General features: G+C 74.2%; 16 protein-coding genes. 8 read left to right on the forward strand and 8 right to left on the reverse strand.

Annotation, left to right across the window (positions count from 1 at the left end; translation table 11 throughout):
* Positions 1–12 precede the first annotated feature (12 nt).
* Complete coding sequence (locus OG310_RS20425) at positions 13–1,374, reverse strand: MDMPI N domain containing protein (protein WP_329457314.1); 1,362 nt, start codon at positions 1,372–1,374, stop codon at positions 13–15.
* Positions 1,371–1,889 (reverse strand): sigma factor, encoded by a 519-nt coding sequence (locus tag OG310_RS20430; RefSeq protein WP_329457315.1) that lies wholly within the window; start codon positions 1,887–1,889, stop codon positions 1,371–1,373. The genes OG310_RS20425 and OG310_RS20430 overlap by 4 nt, the downstream gene beginning before the upstream one ends.
* Before the next feature lie 231 nt (positions 1,890–2,120).
* On the opposite strand from OG310_RS20430, the gene OG310_RS20435 reads away from it, so the two are divergent.
* The 3 genes from OG310_RS20435 (at position 2,121) to OG310_RS20445 (ending at position 4,266) form a co-directional block, all read left to right on the forward strand.
* Positions 2,121–2,495: an STAS domain-containing protein gene (locus tag OG310_RS20435; RefSeq protein ID WP_329457316.1), complete on the forward strand. Its 375-nt coding sequence runs from the start codon at positions 2,121–2,123 to the stop codon at positions 2,493–2,495.
* Between the two features lie 287 nt (positions 2,496–2,782).
* Positions 2,783–3,295 carry an EF-hand domain-containing protein gene (locus tag OG310_RS20440; RefSeq protein ID WP_329457317.1) on the forward strand — a complete coding sequence of 171 codons (513 nt, stop codon included), beginning with the start codon at positions 2,783–2,785 and terminating at the stop codon, positions 3,293–3,295.
* Positions 3,296–3,750: 455 nt separating this feature from the next.
* The gene (locus OG310_RS20445) at positions 3,751–4,266 is read left to right on the forward strand and encodes an ATP-binding protein (RefSeq protein ID WP_329457318.1); all 516 of its coding nucleotides are present in this window, start codon (positions 3,751–3,753) and stop codon (positions 4,264–4,266) included.
* 95 nt (positions 4,267–4,361) lie between these two features.
* Here the strand turns inward: OG310_RS20445 and OG310_RS20450 are convergent, their stop codons facing one another.
* Positions 4,362–5,483: a GlxA family transcriptional regulator gene (locus OG310_RS20450; RefSeq protein ID WP_329457319.1), complete on the reverse strand. Its 1,122-nt coding sequence runs from the start codon at positions 5,481–5,483 to the stop codon at positions 4,362–4,364.
* A gap of 233 nt (positions 5,484–5,716) precedes the next feature.
* Here OG310_RS20450 and OG310_RS20455 point away from each other — a divergent pair, with 233 nt between their 5' ends.
* A complete protein-coding gene (locus OG310_RS20455) occupies positions 5,717–7,018 on the forward strand; it encodes an MFS transporter (RefSeq protein ID WP_329460280.1) in 1,302 nt (433 codons plus the stop codon).
* 191 nt (positions 7,019–7,209) lie between these two features.
* On the opposite strand, the gene OG310_RS20460 is transcribed toward OG310_RS20455, so the two are convergent.
* Positions 7,210–8,415: a flavin-containing monooxygenase gene (locus OG310_RS20460; RefSeq protein WP_329457320.1), complete on the reverse strand. Its 1,206-nt coding sequence runs from the start codon at positions 8,413–8,415 to the stop codon at positions 7,210–7,212.
* Positions 8,416–8,530: 115 nt separating this feature from the next.
* Here OG310_RS20460 and OG310_RS20465 point away from each other — a divergent pair, with 115 nt between their 5' ends.
* Complete coding sequence (locus OG310_RS20465; RefSeq protein ID WP_329457321.1) at positions 8,531–9,262, forward strand: GNAT family N-acetyltransferase; 732 nt, start codon at positions 8,531–8,533, stop codon at positions 9,260–9,262.
* Between the two features lie 97 nt (positions 9,263–9,359).
* Here the strand turns inward: OG310_RS20465 and OG310_RS20470 are convergent, their stop codons facing one another.
* Together OG310_RS20470 and OG310_RS20475 are read right to left on the reverse strand one after the other, a co-directional pair.
* Positions 9,360–10,193, reverse strand: coding sequence for a pyridoxine/pyridoxamine 5'-phosphate oxidase (locus OG310_RS20470; RefSeq protein ID WP_443078874.1), 834 nt, complete (start codon positions 10,191–10,193; stop codon positions 9,360–9,362).
* Positions 10,194–10,379: 186 nt separating this feature from the next.
* The gene (locus tag OG310_RS20475) at positions 10,380–11,027 is read right to left on the reverse strand and encodes a TetR family transcriptional regulator (protein ID WP_329457323.1); all 648 of its coding nucleotides are present in this window, start codon (positions 11,025–11,027) and stop codon (positions 10,380–10,382) included.
* A gap of 360 nt (positions 11,028–11,387) precedes the next feature.
* Here OG310_RS20475 and OG310_RS20480 point away from each other — a divergent pair, with 360 nt between their 5' ends.
* Both OG310_RS20480 and OG310_RS20485 read left to right on the forward strand, forming a co-directional pair.
* Positions 11,388–12,494 (forward strand): VOC family protein, encoded by a 1,107-nt coding sequence (locus OG310_RS20480; RefSeq protein WP_329457324.1) that lies wholly within the window; start codon positions 11,388–11,390, stop codon positions 12,492–12,494.
* 357 nt (positions 12,495–12,851) lie between these two features.
* Positions 12,852–15,467 (forward strand): outer membrane protein assembly factor BamB family protein, encoded by a 2,616-nt coding sequence (locus tag OG310_RS20485; protein ID WP_329457325.1) that lies wholly within the window; start codon positions 12,852–12,854, stop codon positions 15,465–15,467.
* A gap of 87 nt (positions 15,468–15,554) precedes the next feature.
* Here OG310_RS20485 and OG310_RS20490 read toward each other — a convergent pair whose 3' ends face one another.
* Positions 15,555–16,148 carry a hypothetical protein gene (locus OG310_RS20490; RefSeq protein ID WP_329457326.1) on the reverse strand — a complete coding sequence of 198 codons (594 nt, stop codon included), beginning with the start codon at positions 16,146–16,148 and terminating at the stop codon, positions 15,555–15,557.
* Positions 16,149–16,305: 157 nt separating this feature from the next.
* Here OG310_RS20490 and OG310_RS20495 point away from each other — a divergent pair, with 157 nt between their 5' ends.
* Positions 16,306–16,944, forward strand: a complete 639-nt coding sequence (locus OG310_RS20495; RefSeq protein ID WP_329457327.1) for a hypothetical protein — start codon at positions 16,306–16,308, stop codon at positions 16,942–16,944.
* 568 nt (positions 16,945–17,512) lie between these two features.
* Here OG310_RS20495 and OG310_RS20500 read toward each other — a convergent pair.
* Positions 17,513–17,686: a hypothetical protein gene (locus tag OG310_RS20500; protein ID WP_329457328.1), complete on the reverse strand. Its 174-nt coding sequence runs from the start codon at positions 17,684–17,686 to the stop codon at positions 17,513–17,515.
* Between the last annotated feature and the right edge of the window lie 62 nt (positions 17,687–17,748).

The raw sequence follows: 17,748 nt of genomic DNA on the forward strand, positions 1-17,748 counted from the left end.
GGGCCGCCCCGGTCACAACCGGCTGAGCCCCGCGGCGGCGTAGAGCACGTCTCGCACGGCCGCCTGGTCGCCGCGCTGCCCCGCCGCCGCCTCCTTCGGGGCGACGTGCCCCGCCACCAGCAGGCAGAACTCCACGTCCTCGACGGCGAGATGGGCCACGGCGCGTTCGGGGGAGCCGAGGGCGGCGGGGGAGTCCAGCGGGATGTACCAGTCGCCGCCGCCGGGGCCCTCCACCTCCAGGTGCAGCGACCGGCCGGGTGAGCCCGCGGCGACCAGTTCGGCGGGCGGCCCCGCGAGGGAGAGCCGCCTGCGGTGGGCGAGCGCGGCGGGCAGCAGCCGGGCCGCCAGGTCGATCATGTCGTGCCGGTGCGGACCGCCGGGCGCGTCGTAGGGGTACGAGACGGCGTCGGCGATGTCGGCGCCGTGGATCCAGCACTCGAAGGCGCGGTCGATGAGCGCGTCGCGCAGGGGCAGCGCGAAGTCCCCGTACGGGACGGACAGGTCGGCGACGCCGCCCGACGCGAACGACACCCGCCGGATCAGCGCGTGGTTCTGCTCCCGCCAGGGCGCGTGCACACTCCGCGTGAGGGGTGCGGCCGCCGCGCCCCACAGCCGCTCGGTGCGCTCGTCGGGCGTGAGGGGCGCGGCCGGGAAGAGCGGATCGTCCAGGCCGAGCGGCACCGCGACGAGGCCGTCCACGACCATGAGGTGACCGATCACGCCCGCGACGGTGGTGCGGCGGACGACGGGTTCGTCCTCCTCGCACCAGCGCAGCCGCACGGGCGCGTGCCACTCGGCCTCCCCGATGTCGCGCAGCAGCGCGTCGAGCCGCGCGGTCTCGGCGTCGTAGGGCCGGGCCCAGTCCGGTACGGGCGTACGGGCCGGCCTGCGGTCGAGGCAGTCCCGGAGCACCTGCGAGCGCAGGAGCGGATCGAGGTCGAGGCCGCGTTCCGTCTGGAGCAGCCCGACCGCGTCCCGCAGCCGCAGCGCCTCCTCGGCACAGGTGTCGCACTCGGTGAGGTGCGCCTCGACGTACAGGGTCTCCTCCGGCGAGCACACCGCGAGGGCCCACGCGCCCAGCAGCGACATCAGCACGCTGTGGGAGGGGCCGGCGGCCACCGCCCGCGTCCTCGCCCCGGGCGCCGGGGCCGCGGGCGCCCGCGACGCGGGCCCTGTGACCTCGGCCGGGCGGTCCCGGCCCGCCGGTCGCTCCTCGGCCGGGCGGTCCTGAGCTGATCGGTCCTCGGGCGGTCGTTCCTCGGCCGGCGGCTCCTCGGCCGGTGGCCCGGGAGCCGGGCGGCCCGGGTCCGGGACCGTGCGGTCCGGTTCCCTGTTTTCCGGCGGCGGGTGGCCGGGATCGTGCCGGGCGGTCACGACGAGCTTCCCGTGCGGGTGTCCGCCGAGGACAGGAGCTGCAGGCCCAGGCGCAGGCGGCGGCGGGCCTCGTCCTCCGTCACGTTCAGGTCCCGCGCGGTCTGGCGGTAGGTACGGCGCTGGTGGTACGCGCTGTCCAGCGCGTCCCGCAGCGACGAGGGCATCGACGTCACGATGAAGTCCGCGCGGGCCGCCGTGGCCGCCCGGCGGATGCGGCTCTCCGGGGCCGCACCGCCCTCCCGCAGCCGTACGACCGCTCGGTCGCTGGCGAGGCGGGCCAGCCAGCTGCGGAGTGTGCCCCGGGCCGGATCGAAGTCCTCCGGGTGCTGCCAGACGTGCGCGAAGACCTCGCGGGTCACCTCGTCCGCCGCGGCGTCGTCCTCCAGGACGCGGTGGGCCAGGCTGTGCACCGTGGAGGCGTGCCGGTCGTACAGCTCGCCGAGCGCGGCCTCCTCGGCGCGCGCGAGCCGCTGCTGCATCCTGCGGTCCCAGCGGGGCGATGTCTCCGCCGCCATGTGCTCCCCCCGTTCCGCCCGGCCCGGGAGCCGGCCCCGTCCCGCACCGCCGCAATCCGAATGTAGTCGTCGGGGCCCACGGCGCACGCCCCTTTACCGCAAGTGCGCCCCTGCTCCCGCCCCGCTGCGGCTGTCATGTTTCGGAAGGGAGTGATGGGGCAGACCCCGATGAATGGCGACCCGAGGGACGGGCGCGCCGCACGCGGTGGGGGCGAGGGAGGTTCTGAGCGCGTGACACTCAGTGTGGAAGAGGCGGCACAGGGCCGTTGGACCGTGCTCCAGGTCACAGGCGAGCTCGATCTGGTGACGTCGCCGGATGTGCGCCGCCGCGTCCACGACGCCGTGGCCGAGGGGCACCGCGAGGTCGTCGTCGACCTTTCGGACGTGTACTTCTGCGATTCGAGCGGTGTGGGCGTCCTGATCGCCGCGCGCCGCCTGCTGAGATCCTGCCAGGGCTCCTTGCGGATCGTCCTGCCGGCCGGCGGCATGACCGACGGCTCGCACGTCAACCGCGTGCTGACCGCGCTCGGTGTGCGGCGCCTGTTCGAAGTCTTCCCGGACGCCGAGTCCGCGATCGACGACGAGGCCGAACCGCTCTCCGCGTAGTGCGCGGAGTGCCGCTCTCCGCCGAGCGCCCGGCGGCGGCCGGAGTACCGGCCGCGTCGTCCCTGCCGCGACCGCCGCGGGACCGCCCCCGAAGCGACTCTGTCGGCCCGTGCGGCCCGGTCGGAGGAGCGCGTCCTCGTCGGCGGTGCGCGTCGTGCGCTCGGCGCGCGCCGTGGCACGCGGCGCCCGTCGCGTGCCCCGCGTCGTGCGCCGTGCGTGCTTCGCCGCGCGGTGGTGTCCGGCGGGAGTGAACGCCCGGTGATGTCCGGGCGTCGTACGCTCCCCGCATGGACAGCGCAGAGTACGACCGCAAGGTCACCTCCCGGTTCGCGGCCTTCGACCAGGACCATGACGGCTCCATCGACCGCGAGGAGTTCAGCGGGGCTGCTGCTGCGCTGCTCGCCGAGTTCGGAGTCAAGGCCAGGTCCGACAAGGGCCAGGCGCTCTACTACGGCGCGGAGGCGTTCTGGCAGGGCATGGCCGGTATCGCGGACGTCGACGGCGATCAGCGCGTCACCCGGCAGGAGTTCCTCACCGGGGCGGTGAAGCGGCTGCGGGACAGCCCTCAGCGGTTCGCCGAGATCGCCCGTCCCTTCCTGCACGCGGCGATCGCCGTCGCCGACGAGGACGGGCGCGGGGTGACCCCGGCCGCGCTGGAGCGCGCGCTGCGTGTGCTCGGCGTACCGCAGGAGACCGGCGTGCGGGTGGCCGCCGCGCTCGACGCGGACGGTGACGGCCGCATCGGCGAGGACGAACTCCTCGGGGCCTTCGCGGAGTACTACGTCACGCCGGAGCCCTGAGCGGGGCGGTGGCCCGCCACCGCCAGGTGACCCTGCGTGCACGATGCGGCCAAGGCCGTTGCCGATACCGGGTTGTGTCCTCGCGCCGCGCCGTCACGGGGGGGAGTCGTCCCACCGCTCGGGTACGCTCCGTGGGGTGCGAGACGGTCCTGATGCGGGAGTCGGCGGAGTCGCCGGTGAGGCGGCTGCTGCGAACCGCATGTGCCCCGCCCGCACGGCTGAAAGGGCGTCAGGGGCGCCTCTGTTCGACTCCCCGCGGCGAGCGTCGCACAGTATGCACCACGCGTACTCCTTCGCGCTGGAATATGCCCGAAGCGCTTGTCGCGGTGACTGTACGTCAACCATGCTGTCCCGTAAGGGAATCACGGTCCGTGACCCCGATCCCGCCACGCTGCGGGTCGAGGCACTTGTCGAGGCGCGAGGCGATGTGTCCGCCGGTTCGGATGGTGTGAGCGGTGCAGGTTCTTCAAGTGCAGCTGGAGATCGGCCCCGACCCGGCGGAGGTCGGCCGGGCGAGACGGTGGGCCCGTTCCAGACTGGCGGGTTCGGGGATGGACCGTGACGAGCAGGCAGCGGAGATCCTGGTCCTGATCGTCTCCGAGCTGGTCACCAACGCGGTGGTGCACACCGGGTGTCCGGCCGTCCTGCGGATACTGTTCGGCCTGGGTGCCGCCGAGGCGGGCACCGTACGGGTCGAAGTCGCGGACGGCTGCGCGACGCCGCCGAACCCGCGGCACGCGGGCGGCGAGGATACCGGCGGGCGCGGCCTCGAACTGGTCGACGGCCTCGCGGACCGCTGGGGCTGGCAGCCGGAGGGCGCGGGCAAGCGCATCTGGTGCGAGGTCGACCGGGGCGAGGAGTGCGGCGGGGACGCGGCGCCGGTCGCGATGGTGGTGACCGCCGCGGCGACGGACGGACATGCGGGGCATCCGGCGCACCGGACGGCGTGCGCGCTGCCCCGCCCCGCCTGAGTACCGGGCCCGCCGCGTGCCCGCCCGGAGCGGCGTGTCCGTGCGGGCCGTCCGAGGTGTCACGGTGGAGCCGTCGCGGTCCCGCTCCTCGCGTGTCAACGGCCCCCGGGCGTCGTCCCCGTACGCACACCCGTGCGTGCGGTCGCGCCGGAACCGTTCCCGGCCGTGGTGTCCCTCGCGTCCTCGGTGGCGCCCCCGTTCACGCGGAAGGTGCGGCGGTACGCCGTCGGGGCCACCCCCAGGACCGCCTGCAGGTGCGCCCGCAGGGACTGGGCCGTGCCGAACCCGGCGTCTCGCGCGATCCGGTCGATGGACAGATCGGTTGACTCCAGCAACTGACGCGCCCGCTCGACTCGTTGGTGGACGAGCCACTGGCCGAGGCTGATCCCGGCCTCCTCGCGGAACCTCCGGGTGAACGTGCGCACCGACATGGCCTCCCGTTCCGCCATGTCCCGCAGGGTGATGGGCTCGTGGAGCCGGGCGAGCGCCCAGGCGCGGGCGGCGCCCGTGCCGGCCTGCCGGGGCTCGGGCAGCGGGCGGGCGATGTACTGCGCCTGCCCGCCGTCGCGGAACGGCGGTACGAGGGTCCCCCTGGCGACCTCGTTGGCGACGGCGGTGCCGTGGTCGCGGCGGACGATGTGCAGGCACAGGTCGATCCCGGCGGCGACCCCCGCCGAGGTGAGGACGTCGCCGTCGTCGACGAAGAGGACGTGGGGGTCGACCCTGACGCGCGGGTAGAGCCGCTGGAAGTGGTCGGCGCTGCTCCAGTGCGTGGTGGCGGGCCGGCCGTCGAGGAGCCCGGCCGCCGCGAGCACGAAACTGCCGGTGCAGATGGACACGAGCCGGGTGCCGGGGCGGATGTGGGCGAACGCCGACGCGATGTCCCCGGGCAGCGTGCCGTCCTCGAAGGCGGACCCGATCTCGTACGAGGCCGGGACGACGACGGTGTCGGCCTCGCCGAGGGCCTCGGGGCCGTGCTCGACGAGGATCGCGAAGTCGGCGTTGGTGGCGACCGGTCCTGGCGCCACGGCACCACAGGTCGTGACCGTGTAGAGGGGCTCGTCCGCCGATCCCCTGGCGCGGCCGAAGATGCGCTGGGCAATGCCGAGTTCGAAGGGGATGACGCCGTCGAGCGCGAGGACGACGACCCGGTGGGGCCGGGTACGGGCAGGGTCCGGGTCCGGTGCGGGGGCCGGCGTGCGGGGTGGCGTGGCCATGGCCCGATCCTAACGAACCATGTCCATCGGGCCACTGTCCCGGGAGTCGCCCCGTGAGGATGCTGGCTGATGTGAATCCGACAAGGACCGGAAACGGGCACGAGAGCGAGTTCGGGCACGGGAGTTTCGACGGGAGCGGGAGCGGGAGCGGGAGCGGGGGCGTGGCCGCCGGCGCCGCGCACCTCCGCACGGACGAGGCGGCCCCGGGCCCCCGTACCGACGGCCGGACGCCGGTGGCGCCCGTGGCCCCAGGGGCCCCCGTCCCGGGACGCCGGCCGCGACGGCGCATCCACCGGGCGTGGTTCGTCGCCGCCGTCACCTTCGTGACCATCGTCGGCGCCGCGGCGTTCATGTCCCTGCCGGGCCTGCTGATCGACCCGCTGCACACGGAGTTCCACTGGTCGCGGGGGACGATCGGCGCCGCCGTCTCCGTCAACCTCGCCCTCTACGGGCTGACCGCGCCGTTCGCGGCGGCGTTGATGGACCGGTTCGGCATCCGGAAGGTGGTGGCGATCGCGCTCGTCGTGATCTCGGCCGGTTCGCTGCTGACCGTCTCGATGCACGCGGTGTGGCAACTCGTCCTGTACTGGGGCGTGCTGGTGGGGCTCGGCAGCGGCTCGATGGCGCTGGCCTTCGCGGCGACGGTGACGAGCCGGTGGTTCGTGGCCCGGCGCGGGCTCGTGACGGGCATCCTGACGGCGGCGAGCGCGTCCGGCCAACTCGTCTTCCTGCCCGTCCTGTCGTGGCTCGTCACCCATCACGGGTGGCGGCCCGCCGCGATCACCGTGGGCCTGTCGGCGGCGGCGGTCGTGCCGCTGGTGCTGCTGCTGATGCGCGATCACCCGGCGGACATCGGGCAGTCGGCCTACGGCGCCCCCGCCTACGAGGAGAAGCCGCCGCCGGTGACGGGTGCGGCGCGGCGGGCCCTCGGCGCGCTCGCGTCGGCTGCTCGTACGGGCCCGTTCTGGCTGCTGGCCGGGTCGTTCGCGGTCTGCGGGGCGTCCACGAACGGGCTGGTGAAGACCCACTTCGTGCCGGCCGCGCACGATCACGGGCTGCCGGTGACGACGGCGGCGTCGCTGCTGGCGGTGATCGGGGTGTTCGATGTGGTCGGCACGGTCGCGTCCGGCTGGTTCACCGACCGCCTCGACGCGCGGCGCCTGCTGGCGGTGTACTACGCGCTGCGCGGTGTGTCCCTGCTGTTCCTGCCGATGCTGCTGGGACCGACGATCCATCCGACGATGCTGTTCTTCATCGTCTTCTACGGACTGGACTGGGTGGCGACCGTGCCGCCGACCCTCGCCCTGTGCCGGGAGCACTTCGGCGAGAACAGCTCGATCGTCTTCGGCTGGGTCCTGGCGGCGCACCAGGTGGGCGCCGCGGTGGTCGCCTGGGTGGGCGGCGTGGCACGCGACGTCTTCGGCTCGTACGACGTGGTCTGGTACGGCGCCGGTGCCCTGTGCGCGGTGGCGGCGCTGATGGCGCTGGTGGTGCGCCGGGCGGCCCCCGGGATCGGCGCGGTGGCGGTGGCGTAGGACCGCGACCGGTGGCGTAGGACCGCGGCCGGAGCGGGAGCCGGCGCCCGCACCGGCCCCGGCGCGGGCTCGGGACAGGTGTCCGCGGCCCGCCCCGCGCGGCTCCGGCGGCACCGCACGGCACGGGCCGGGCCCGGCCTCCCGTACGGCGCCGGCCTCCCGTACGGCGCCGGGCGCCCGGGCGGGGCGTTTCAGCGCCCGCGGGCCAGGGACTTGGCGATCTTCGGTGCGTCGCGCGCCAGTTCGCGCAGCATGCCGCTCAGCGGGGTCGTGTACCCGGTGAAGTACAGGCCCGGCGCCACGGGGTTGCGGCCGAGCGGCCTGCCCTCGGCCGTCAGGACGTTCAGATGCCCCACGAGGGGCGACAGCCCCCGCTCGTACCCGGTGGCGGCCACGACGACCTCCGGGGTCACCACCGAGCCGTCGGCCAGTGTCACCGCGTCCCCGTCGAACGACTCGACCGCCGCGACCGGTTCGACGCGCCCCTCCCGTACCGCCTTCACCAGGCCCACGTCCTGTACCGGGATCGCACCCTCACGCGCCCGGGTCGCGAGGCCCTTGCGGGGGCGCGGGATGCCCGGCGCCCGCAGCACCACACCGCGCGCCACGCGGTCCACCAGCAGCCTCGGCAGGCGGCGGCACAGGATGCCGCTCGCCTGCGCGGGCCAGCCCAGTGTCGAGCGGCGCAGGATGTGGGGCGGTGTCCGGATCGCCAGGCGCACCCGGGAGGCCCCGCCCTCCACCAGGTCCACCGCGATCTCCGCGCCCGTGTTCCCGACCCCGACCACGAGCACGTCCTTGCCGCGGTACGGCTCGGCGTCGCGGTAGGCGCGCGCGTGCAGCAGCTCCCCGGTGTACGTGCCGAGACCGGGCCAGGCCGGAAGTCTCGGCGTGTGGTTGTAGCCCGTCGCCACCACCACGGCGCGCGCCCGCAGTTCGCGTCCGCCCGTGGCCCGCAGCAGCCACTTCGCGCCGTCCGGGGGGACGGTCATGGAGCCGTTCCGCGTGTCCTGCGCGCCGCCGCCGGTGCCTTCCTGGCCGTCCCCGGACAGCCGCTCGACGCGCGACACCTCGACGCCCGTCACGACGTCGAGGCCGTGGAACTGCGCGTACCGCTCCAGGTACTTCACGACCTTGTCGCGCGGCACCCACCGTCCGAAGGACCTCGGTATCGGCAGTCCCGGCAGCGCGGACCAGCGCCGCGTCGTGTGCAGGCGCAGCCGGGAGTAGTGGCCGCGCCAGGACGCGCCGACCGCGTCCGACTTCTCCAGCACCACCGCCCGTACGCCGCGCCTGTGCAGGGCCGCGGCGACCGCCAACCCGCCAGGACCGGCGCCGATCACGTACACGGGCAGTTCTTTCGCGGGGCCTGGAGCGGCAGTTGTGTGGTCGGGCATGACAAAAAGCTCTCATCCCGGGCGCGCCCGGCAGGTCTCGCTTGGATATCGGTCGCGACCTGAATCGGTTTCGAAAAGATCACACACGCAAAACCCTCACACGCACAATGGGCTGATGACCACCCCTGCCGCGGACCGCGACGACCTCTCCCGCCCCCGTCCTCTCGACCAGGCACGGCTGCCGCCCGCCGGGTCGCTCGTCGTCACGGACAGCGCCCTGCGGACCGGTACCGGCCCCGGGCCGGGTCCCGGAAGCGGCCCGCTCCCCGGCCAGCTCCCCGGCTCGGGCCCCGGTGGGCCGGGGCTGCGCCTGCGGCCCTGGCGCCCGGACGACGCGCCCGCGCTGGTGCGGGGCGCCACCGATCCCGAGTACCGCCGGTGGAACACTCCGAAGCTGCTGGTGGGGACCGAGGCCCAGGCACTGGAGTGGATCCGGCAGCGCGCCGAGGACTACGAACGCGGCACCGGCTGCGTGCTCGCCGTCGCGCCGGGCGGGGGCGGCCGGGCGATCGGCAGTGTCGGTCTCGGCGTCCTCGACCTGTGGATGAGGCGCGGCACGGTCGGCTACTGGGTCCTGCCCGAGGCACGGGGCCAGGGGGTCGCCAGCGGCGCGCTGGACCTGTTCACCCGCTGGGCGTTCGGCGTGGTGGGGCTGCACCGGCTGTCGCTCGGCCACGCGGTCGGCCACGACGTCTCCTGCCGGGTGGCGGAGCGGTGCGGTTTCCGTTACGAGGGGACGCTGCGCGGAGAGATGTTCGAGGCGGGGGACACGAGCTGCTTCCGCGACGCCCATCTGCACGCGCGGCTCGCGACCGACCCGGCCCCGGAGCCCGGGGCGCCTGCCTGAGCGCGGGCCCTCCCGTCAGGAAGCCCGGACCTTCGGCGACCGTCGGGCTCTCGGCAACCGTCGGGTGCGGTCCGCCAGGGCCGGGCCCCCAGGGCGGTCAGGGCCAGAGCAGGTCCGTGTTCCACAGGTCCGTGTCCGCCGCGTCGCGCCGGTAGCGGAGCCGTACGTGCTGCCGGTGCGCGTCGCCCTGGAAGAACTCGACCTCGTCCGGGACGACCACGTAACCGGTCCAGGTCGTGGCCTCCGCCGCCGGATCGCGCCGGGCCCGCTGCCAGGCCGCCTCGTACGCGCGGTTCAACGCCTCGCGTGATTCCAGGACTTCGCTCTGGCGGCCGGCGAGTGCCGCGGCCAGCGCGCCCGTCGAGCGGGCGTGCAGGTCGGCGCTGGTCTCGGCGGCGTAGGCGGGCACGACACGGCCCCGCAGGCGTACGGCGCGGGCCCGCGCGTTCCAGTAGAAGGAGAGCGACGCGTACGCGGTCGCGGCGAGTTGGCTGCCCTTGGCGCTGGTCGAGTGGGTGGCGAAGTGCCAGCCGCGGGCGTCGGCGTCGTGCAGTATCACGATGCGCGCGTCGGGCCGCCCGTCGGGGTCGACGGTCGCCAGGGTCATGGTGTGGGGTTCTGCCTGCCCGGCCTCGGCGGCGTCGGCGAACCAGAGGTGGAACAGCGGGAGGGGCCCAGCGGGGGCCTGCTCGGGGTCGAACGGGGGGAGACCCGCGTCGCCGGTGTCCCAGACACGCTGCTCCCGCAGCAGGGCGTGGAACCGTGCCGCGGCATCCTGTGCCGATGGGGCGGGATCCGCCGGTGCGGCGGACCCGGTCGAAGCGGCGGGATCAGCGGATGCGGTGGGCCCACTCGGCGCGGCGGATGCGGCGGACGGGCCGGATACGCCGGAACGCGAGGCGTCGGAGGAAACGGAGGCGCTGTCGTCCATCTGCATACGTCCTATTCAACGCGGAACGCCGACGGGGACGGGACGGGGACGGGGACGGGGCCCGGGCCCCGTCGGCGCGACAGGACGTGCCACGGCCAAGGGCGTGCGGGACGCCGGCGCGGCGGGGCAGCGGAACGGTGGGGCAGGGGGCGCTGGGGCGGTGAGCGGGGTGTGTGCCACGCGTGATTACCGCGTCGGCTTCCGGCCCGTCACACCGAGATGGACCAGAAGCGCCAGATTGGGCTTGAGATCCGCCTGTTTCACGCCCCAGCTCTGAAAGCCCTTCTGGTGCGAAGCGACCGCGGAGAGCATCACGACGAGTGATCCCGCGATCGCCGCCGGTACGACGTCCTTGTCGACCCGGCCCTTCGCCTGGAGTTCTTTCACCGATTCCGTGAGGGAGTTGGTGATCGAGTTGAGGATCTTCATACGGATCTTGGAGAACCGTTTGTCCCCTTCCGCGTCACCGAGATCGATCACCCGGAGAATCGCGTCGTGTCTGCGCCAGAAGTCGAGGAATCCGTCCACCAGTTCCTCGGCCGACTGCCAGCCCGCCCGGCCCGTCCAGGAGCGTCCGGAGACGAGTTCCGTCAACCCGGTGCTCTCCCTGGCCATTTCTTCCGCGAGCTCCAGTACCGCGCCTTCCACGTCCGGGAAGTACTGGTAGAACGTCGCGGGAGAAGTGCCCGCCTTCCGGGCCACGTCGATGACTTTGACGTCCCGGTACGGCGAGGAGCTGAGCATCTCGCTGAGGCAGTCGAGCAGCTTCTGCCGCGTCGCCTGGCCGCGTCGACCGGCCACGCGGCCGTCGACCGTTCGTACTTGTCCTGTCATGCCGTCAGCTTACCGACGGGTGATCGGCGCGCGATTTGGCCGACTGCAAATGGGGACATGCGCGGTGTGTACCGGGTCTTCCGAGCACTACTGCCGGGTGGCATGGGTGCCTGGCACATTCCCTTTGTGCTGATGTCGTGAGATGCGCCGCGCCGCCTTGCCGCGCCTATACGAAAGTGGTGGGCGGCGGGAACCCGCAGGGCACGTGAATCGGCGGTGGGGCAGGCCCTGACGAGGTCAATAGTTCTATTCCCCCCGCTGCGGGGTGCGCGTTCACCCATTAGCTTTGCCGGTAGGACGACGGCACCGTGGAGCGGGACCGGCTGCACGGATCGGATACGGAAGGTTCGGGAACTGATCATGGCCGCATTCGCCGAGGGCACCCCGTGCTGGCTGGATGTGTCACTTCCGGACCTCGAAGCGGGCAAGCGGTTCTACGGCGACCTGTTCGGCTGGACGTTCGGCCGTGGTCCCGGGCCCGGCCCCGCACCCGAGCGCGGGACCGCCGCGTACGTGGCGGCGTTCAGTGACGGCAGCCGGGTCGCGGGCCTGGTCGCGAAGCGTGACGGGCGGATGCCCACCGCGTGGGGTGTGTACTTCGCGACGCCCGACGTGGTGGACGCCGCGCGGCGCGTGGTGGCGGCGGGCGGCCGGATGGTGCGGGAACCCGTACGGATGGACCGGGTCGGTGTGGTGGCGCTGGCCGCCGACCCGGGCGGTGCGGTGTTCGGCCTGTGGCAGAGCGAAGGACAAGCGCCAGGACAGGCGCTCCGCGACGTTTCCGGCGATGAGGGCGCCGGGGGCGCCGAGGGCGATGGGGGTGCCGAGGGTTCCGGGAGCGCCGTCGGCGCGGGCGCGGCAGGGAACACGGGCGCGGCGGGGAGCGCCGGCGAGGACGTGGGCTTCGAGCGGCAGGGCGAGCCCGGGTCGTTCTGCTGGACGGAGGTGTACACCCGCGCCCCCGAGGCGGTCGACGCGTTCTACGAGCGGGTGCTGCACGTCAGCGGCAGTGACGCCACCGGGACCACTGTCGAGGCGGTCCCGTTTCGCCTGTGGTCCCCGAAGGGTGCGACACCCGGCCCCGGCACGGCGATCGGCGGGCGGAGCGTCATGACGGACGTGTTCCCCGCGGAGCTGCCCGGGCACTTCCTGAACTACTTCGCCGTGACGGACTGTGACGCGACCGCGGCGGCGGTGGTGCGTCTCGGCGGGCGGGTGCGGCAGGCACCGTTCGACATCACGTACGGGCGGATGGCGGTCCTCACGGACAACCAGGGCGCGGACTTCGCGGTCCTGGCCGAGCGCGCGCTCTCGGCCGAGGCGGCGGGCGAGGCGCGAGGGCCGGAGGCACCCGAGACGGCGGAGGGGCCGGAAGGGGCAGCGCGCCCCCAGGAGGCGGCGGAGACAGAGGCGGGAGAGGAAGGGGCGGCGGCCCCGAAGCGCCGGTGGGGGCGGAGAAGGTCGTAGCCGTCCCCGGCAGCGCATCCGGGCACCGCGCGGGACGCGGACACCGCGCCGGATACGCGCACCGCGCGGGACGCGGACACCTAACGGGATACGCACGCCGCGCGGGCCGCGGACACCTAACGGGATACGCACGCCGCGCGGGACGCGGACACCGCGCGGGTCCCCGGCGGCGCGGGCGGGCGGGGTGTGCCGGGAACGGGGAGAGACAAGGGTAGGGGCACGCGGCGCCTCGTGGGGGCGTACGCGACGACACGCGCCCCTGAACGCACCCCGGTTCGCAACGCGGGCCCCGTACAGGAACAATCGGGGGGCACGAGGCCGTACCTTTGTGGCCCGTACGGGGAGGTGGCACTCACGGTGGAGCAGCTGACACAGCACGACCCGAGACGTATCGGACCGTTCGAGGTACTGCGCAGGCTCGGTGCGGGAGGCATGGGCCTCGTGTACCTCGCGCGGTCGGCGTCCGGGCGGCGGGTCGCGATCAAGACCGTGCGCACCGAGCTCGCCGAGGACCAGCTGTTCCGTGTCCGCTTCACGCGTGAGGTGGAGGCCGCCCGCGCCGTCAGCGGCTTCTACACGGCCGCCGTCGTCGACGCCGATCCCCGTGCCGCCGTGCCCTGGCTCGCCACCGCCTACGTCCCGGCGCCGTCCCTGGAGGAGATCGTCGGCGAGTGCGGGCCGATGCCGGTGCAGGCTGTGCGCTGGCTGGCCGCGGGCATCGCGGAAGCGCTCCAGTCGATCCACGCGGCGCACCTCGTGCACCGCGACCTCAAACCGTCGAACGTGCTGGTCGTCGAGGACGGGCCCCGCGTCATCGACTTCGGCATCGCGTCCGGCGTCTCCAACACCCGCCTGACCATGACGAACGTCGCCGTCGGAACCCCCGCCTACATGTCGCCCGAGCAGGCGCGCGACTCGCGCAGTGTGACCGGCGCCAGCGACGTGTTCTCGCTGGGCTCCACGCTGGTCTACGCGGCTACCGGGCACGCCCCCTTCCACGGGGCGAACCCCGTCGAGACGGTCTTCATGCTGCTGCGCGAGGGCCCCGACCTGACGGGGCTGCCCGACGAGCTGCGTCCCCTGATCGAGGCGTGCATGGCGATGGCCGCCGACCAGCGGCCCACCCCCGCCGACCTCCAGTCGCAGCTCGCGCCCTACCTCTTCGCGGCCGACGCCGACGACACCGGCACGGTCTCCGCCTGGCTGCCCGACTCGGCGGTCGACATGATCGCGCGCCGGCAGAACGAGGGCCACAAGTCGTTCTCGGTGCCCGGGGGCGGGCGGGGCGCCGGCCGCCCGGCACCCGCGGCGTCCCGGCCCGCCGCGGGGCCCGGTCCTGCGGTCCCGCCGATGCCCTCCCGGCCCCCGCAGGCGCCGCAGTCGGGCCCGTACCGTCCCGCGGGACCCCTGTCGCAGTCGCAACCGCAGCCTCAGCTCCAGCCGCAGAGCCAGGAGCCGCAGAGCCGGCCGCTCCAGCCGCAGAGCCAGGTCCGCAGTCAGGCGCAGCTCCCGCCCCAGGTGCCGTCCGCGTCCGACCCGGTGCGCAGGCCGCAGCACGCGGCGCCGTCCCACTCCTCGCAGTTGTTCCCGCACTCCGGCCCGGCCGGCGGGCCCGTGCTTCTCGGGACGTCACCCGTGCCGATCGGACCCGGTCCGCTCGCCGGCACCGCGCACCACCCGGGGGCCCCGGCCACCCGGGACGCGGGTGCGGCCACCGGCTGGATCGTTCCGCCCGCCGGGCTCACCGGTGCCGGAGCGGGCCCCGGCACCTCGGTGGCCGTCGCCGGCCCGGTGCCCGCGCCCGCTCCCGCGCCGGACGAGGACAGCGGCCATCCGCACTGGCGGCCCTGGCGTTTTCGCATGTCGAACGACGTGTGGGGCACGCCGGTCGTCGACGGGGACCTGTTGTACGTGACGTCGTTCGAGGTCCACGCGCTGGACGTGGCCACCGGCAGGCGCCAGTTCAAGACGCGGGACGTCGCCTGGGCGATGGCCGTGACCGGCGGCCGGATCCACGCCTCCGACGGGCCGACGCTCTACGCCCTCGACGCGAAGGACGGCGCGGAGCGCTGGCGCCTGGGAACCGACGGCTGGGTGTACTCGCTGGAGGTCGACCGGGGCACCGTCGTCACCGGCACGCGCGGCGGCGGCGTGCAGGCGTGGGAGGCGTCCACCGGCGAGAAGCTGTGGGAGGTCACCGGGGCGCAGACGGAGTTCGAGACGCCCGAGGCGGGCCCGGCGATCCACGACGGCACGGTCTACGTGTGGAAGGACGCCCGGCTGCGGGCGCTCGACGCGCGCAGCGGCACCGAGCGCTGGTCGTACCCGGTGGGCGACGGGGCGTCCTGCGGTGGGGTGCCGGTGCGGATCACGCCCGCGCCCGACGGCCAGTTGTACGTCGCCGCCGGCACGCGCGTCCTGTCCGTCGACATCGCGGGGGGCCATGTGCGCTGGCACTTCGAGGCTCCCGCCGTCTTCCTCTCGCCGCCCGCCTTCGCGCCGGGCCCCGCCGTCGCGGGCGGCGGTGTGTACCTCGCCGACTACCTGGGCACCGTGTACGCGCTCGACGCGGCCACCGGCAAGGACCGCTGGCGCATCGCGACGGAGTCCCGTGCGTCGGTGGAACCGGTGCTCGTCGCGGGCGGCAACGTGCACGTAGGCAGCGGAAGCGCCCTCTACACGCTGGACGCCGTCGCCGGTACCCCCAAATGGCGGTTCGCGGCGGGCGGCGACATCATCGGCGCCCCCGTGGTCGCGGAGGGCAGGCTGCACTTCGGCTCCGCCGACCACGTGCTGTACACACTCGACGCGGGCGGCGGCCAGTTGCGCTGGAAGCTCGCGACCGGCGGCGAGATCACCGGTTCGCCGGTCGCGGAGCGCGGTGTGGTCTACGCGTGCAGCAAGGACCGCTGCGTGTACGCGCTCGACGCGATGAAGGGCACAGCGACGGGCCGGGGCGGCGCGGGACGCTGAACACCCGCGCCGGGCCCGTCACTCGGCCCGCCCGGGATGCCTGCCCTTCGCACGCGGCCGGCCCCGGCGTCCGGCGCCGGGGCCGGGTCAGCGCCCGTACGGTCCGGGATCCCCGCCCGGCCCGCCCGGGTCGCCGTGCCCGCCATGGCCGCCGGGCCCGTCCTGCCCGCCGTGCCCCTCGTCGTACCAGCCGCCGTCCCCGTACCCGTACCCGTACGGCTCCTGCTCCGGACCGCGCCCCGGCGTCCCGGACCCGGCGCGGCGCCCGCGCCCGCTCATCACCACCGCCGCGAGCAGCAGCGCGATCCCGCCGCCCGCGCTGTACGCGACGCCCTGACCGAGCCCCGAACCGTCGCCCTCGATGGCGAGGCTGCCCGCCGCCTGGCCCTGACGGACCATCCACAGCACGGTGAAGCCGATGACGACGAACCCGGCGAACGCGATGAGCCCGCGCGACCGCAGGGCGAGGCCGATCAGCGTCACCAGCGCGGCGAACAGGAAAGGCGTGACGAGCGAGGTCCACACGCCGGTACCCGCGCTCGTCACGCCCTGGGACCCGAAGAGTTCGGAGATGCGGTAGTGACGGCCCAGCCGGCCGTTGTACCAGGAAAGGAACGGCCCGAGGACGGCCGCGGCCGCTCCCGCGAGGGCGACGATCCCGCCGATGACATTGCGTACCACCGTCGGCCTCCTTCTGAGGTTCGGCCCGGTGGCGAGGCTACGCCGTGCGACGCGTCACCGCCACGGCGTGACAGCCGTCCTTGTTAGGGTGTCCGGGCCTTTGTTGACAGGTACCGGGAAAAGCCGGGTTTCACACGGGGACGGGGAAGAACGGGCCATGATCAGACAGCGTCTGAAAGTCGTCGCGGTCGCGGGAGTGGTGGTGCTGGCCCTGACCGGGTTCTCCCACCACGGCCACAGCCACGGGTCGGGCGGCACGGGAGGCGGCTGCTCGGGCCCGTCGCACACGAGCGACAGCGGCACCTCGGACGCCACCGGCGGTTCGTCCGGCAGCGGTTCCGGCAGTGACGACTCGTATGACGACGACACCGACGGTTCGTACGGAGGGAGCAGCGGTTCGTACGACGACGACAGCGACCTGCCCGGATCGACACCCGGATCGCGCTACGGCTACGACAGCCGCCCGACCGGCCGTTCCGCGGACACGGCGTCGGACGGCGGCGACACGGCGGCGAAGGCGGTGGCCACCGTGAGGACCGTCAGGTGCGCGAGCCCCGCCAAGGGCGGCAGGAAGGCGGTGACGTCCTCGAAGGTCGAGGTCACCGCGAGCCTGGACAACGGGGGCACGGCACGCTTCGACGTCGACGTCGTCTTCGACGACGCGGGCGCGAACACGGTGGACACGGGCACGGCCGCGGTGCGCCTGAAGCCCGGTCAGCGCACGACGGTCACGGTCCCGATGAACACCCCGTCGCAGGTCTCCCGCGTCGCGGAGTGCGAGGCGTCGGTCCTCTAGCGGACCGGGCGGCGGCAGGACCACCCCATGACGGTCTTTGGACAAGCGGGTCGAAACACAGCAGGAGACGGGCAGCCGTCGAGGGGGCTCGCGGTGGCGTCGGCCGTACGCGGGGCAGCGATCGTGCCGGTCACGTGCGGGTGCCGATCGTGCTCGCCCTCGGGCCGGCGCCCCCGCCCGAACACGGCCGTCACTCCGTCCACTCCCCGGCGAGCGTGGGCCTGCGGTGGGCGGCCACACTGTCGGTGCCCTCCGTGGCCCATCGGCCTGAGAGGGCACGGCACCGTCGCAGCCCGGCGGGGTCCCGTAGCACCGGAGCCTCTCCCACCGGACCCTGTGCAACGACTTCCCGTGGCGCGCCCCGAACCGCGCGCCCCGAACCGCGCGCCCCGAACCGCGCGCCCCGAACCGCGCGCCCGCGCGGCACACATACGGCAGCGGGCCCTCGCGATCCGCGAGAGCCCGCTGCCTCTGTGCTGGTGGTGCCCCGCCACGGCCGCGACGGCTTCCCCTCCGCGCCGTCGCGGCCGTGCCCCCGCCTGGCGGTCCTTGTGGACGTACGTCCCGCTTACGGGACGTGACGGTCCAGAGGCTTGATGGGCGTGGTGTCGGTGGCGGCCTCCGTGGTCGCGGCCTCGGTCGGCGCCACGACGGCGCCGGCGTCCGTCGCGCCGTCGGCGGGCGGTGCCGGCACATGCCTGTCGAGGGTCGTGATGTCCTCGTCCTTGCTGATCTCGCTCATAACCTGCTGGCTCCTGTCACAACGGACTTCCGGTGGAACGGCGCTCGCCCGACACCTCCCCC

Source organism: Streptomyces sp. NBC_01497 (genome assembly GCF_036250695.1).
In the GTDB taxonomy this organism is placed as follows: domain Bacteria; phylum Actinomycetota; class Actinomycetes; order Streptomycetales; family Streptomycetaceae; genus Streptomyces.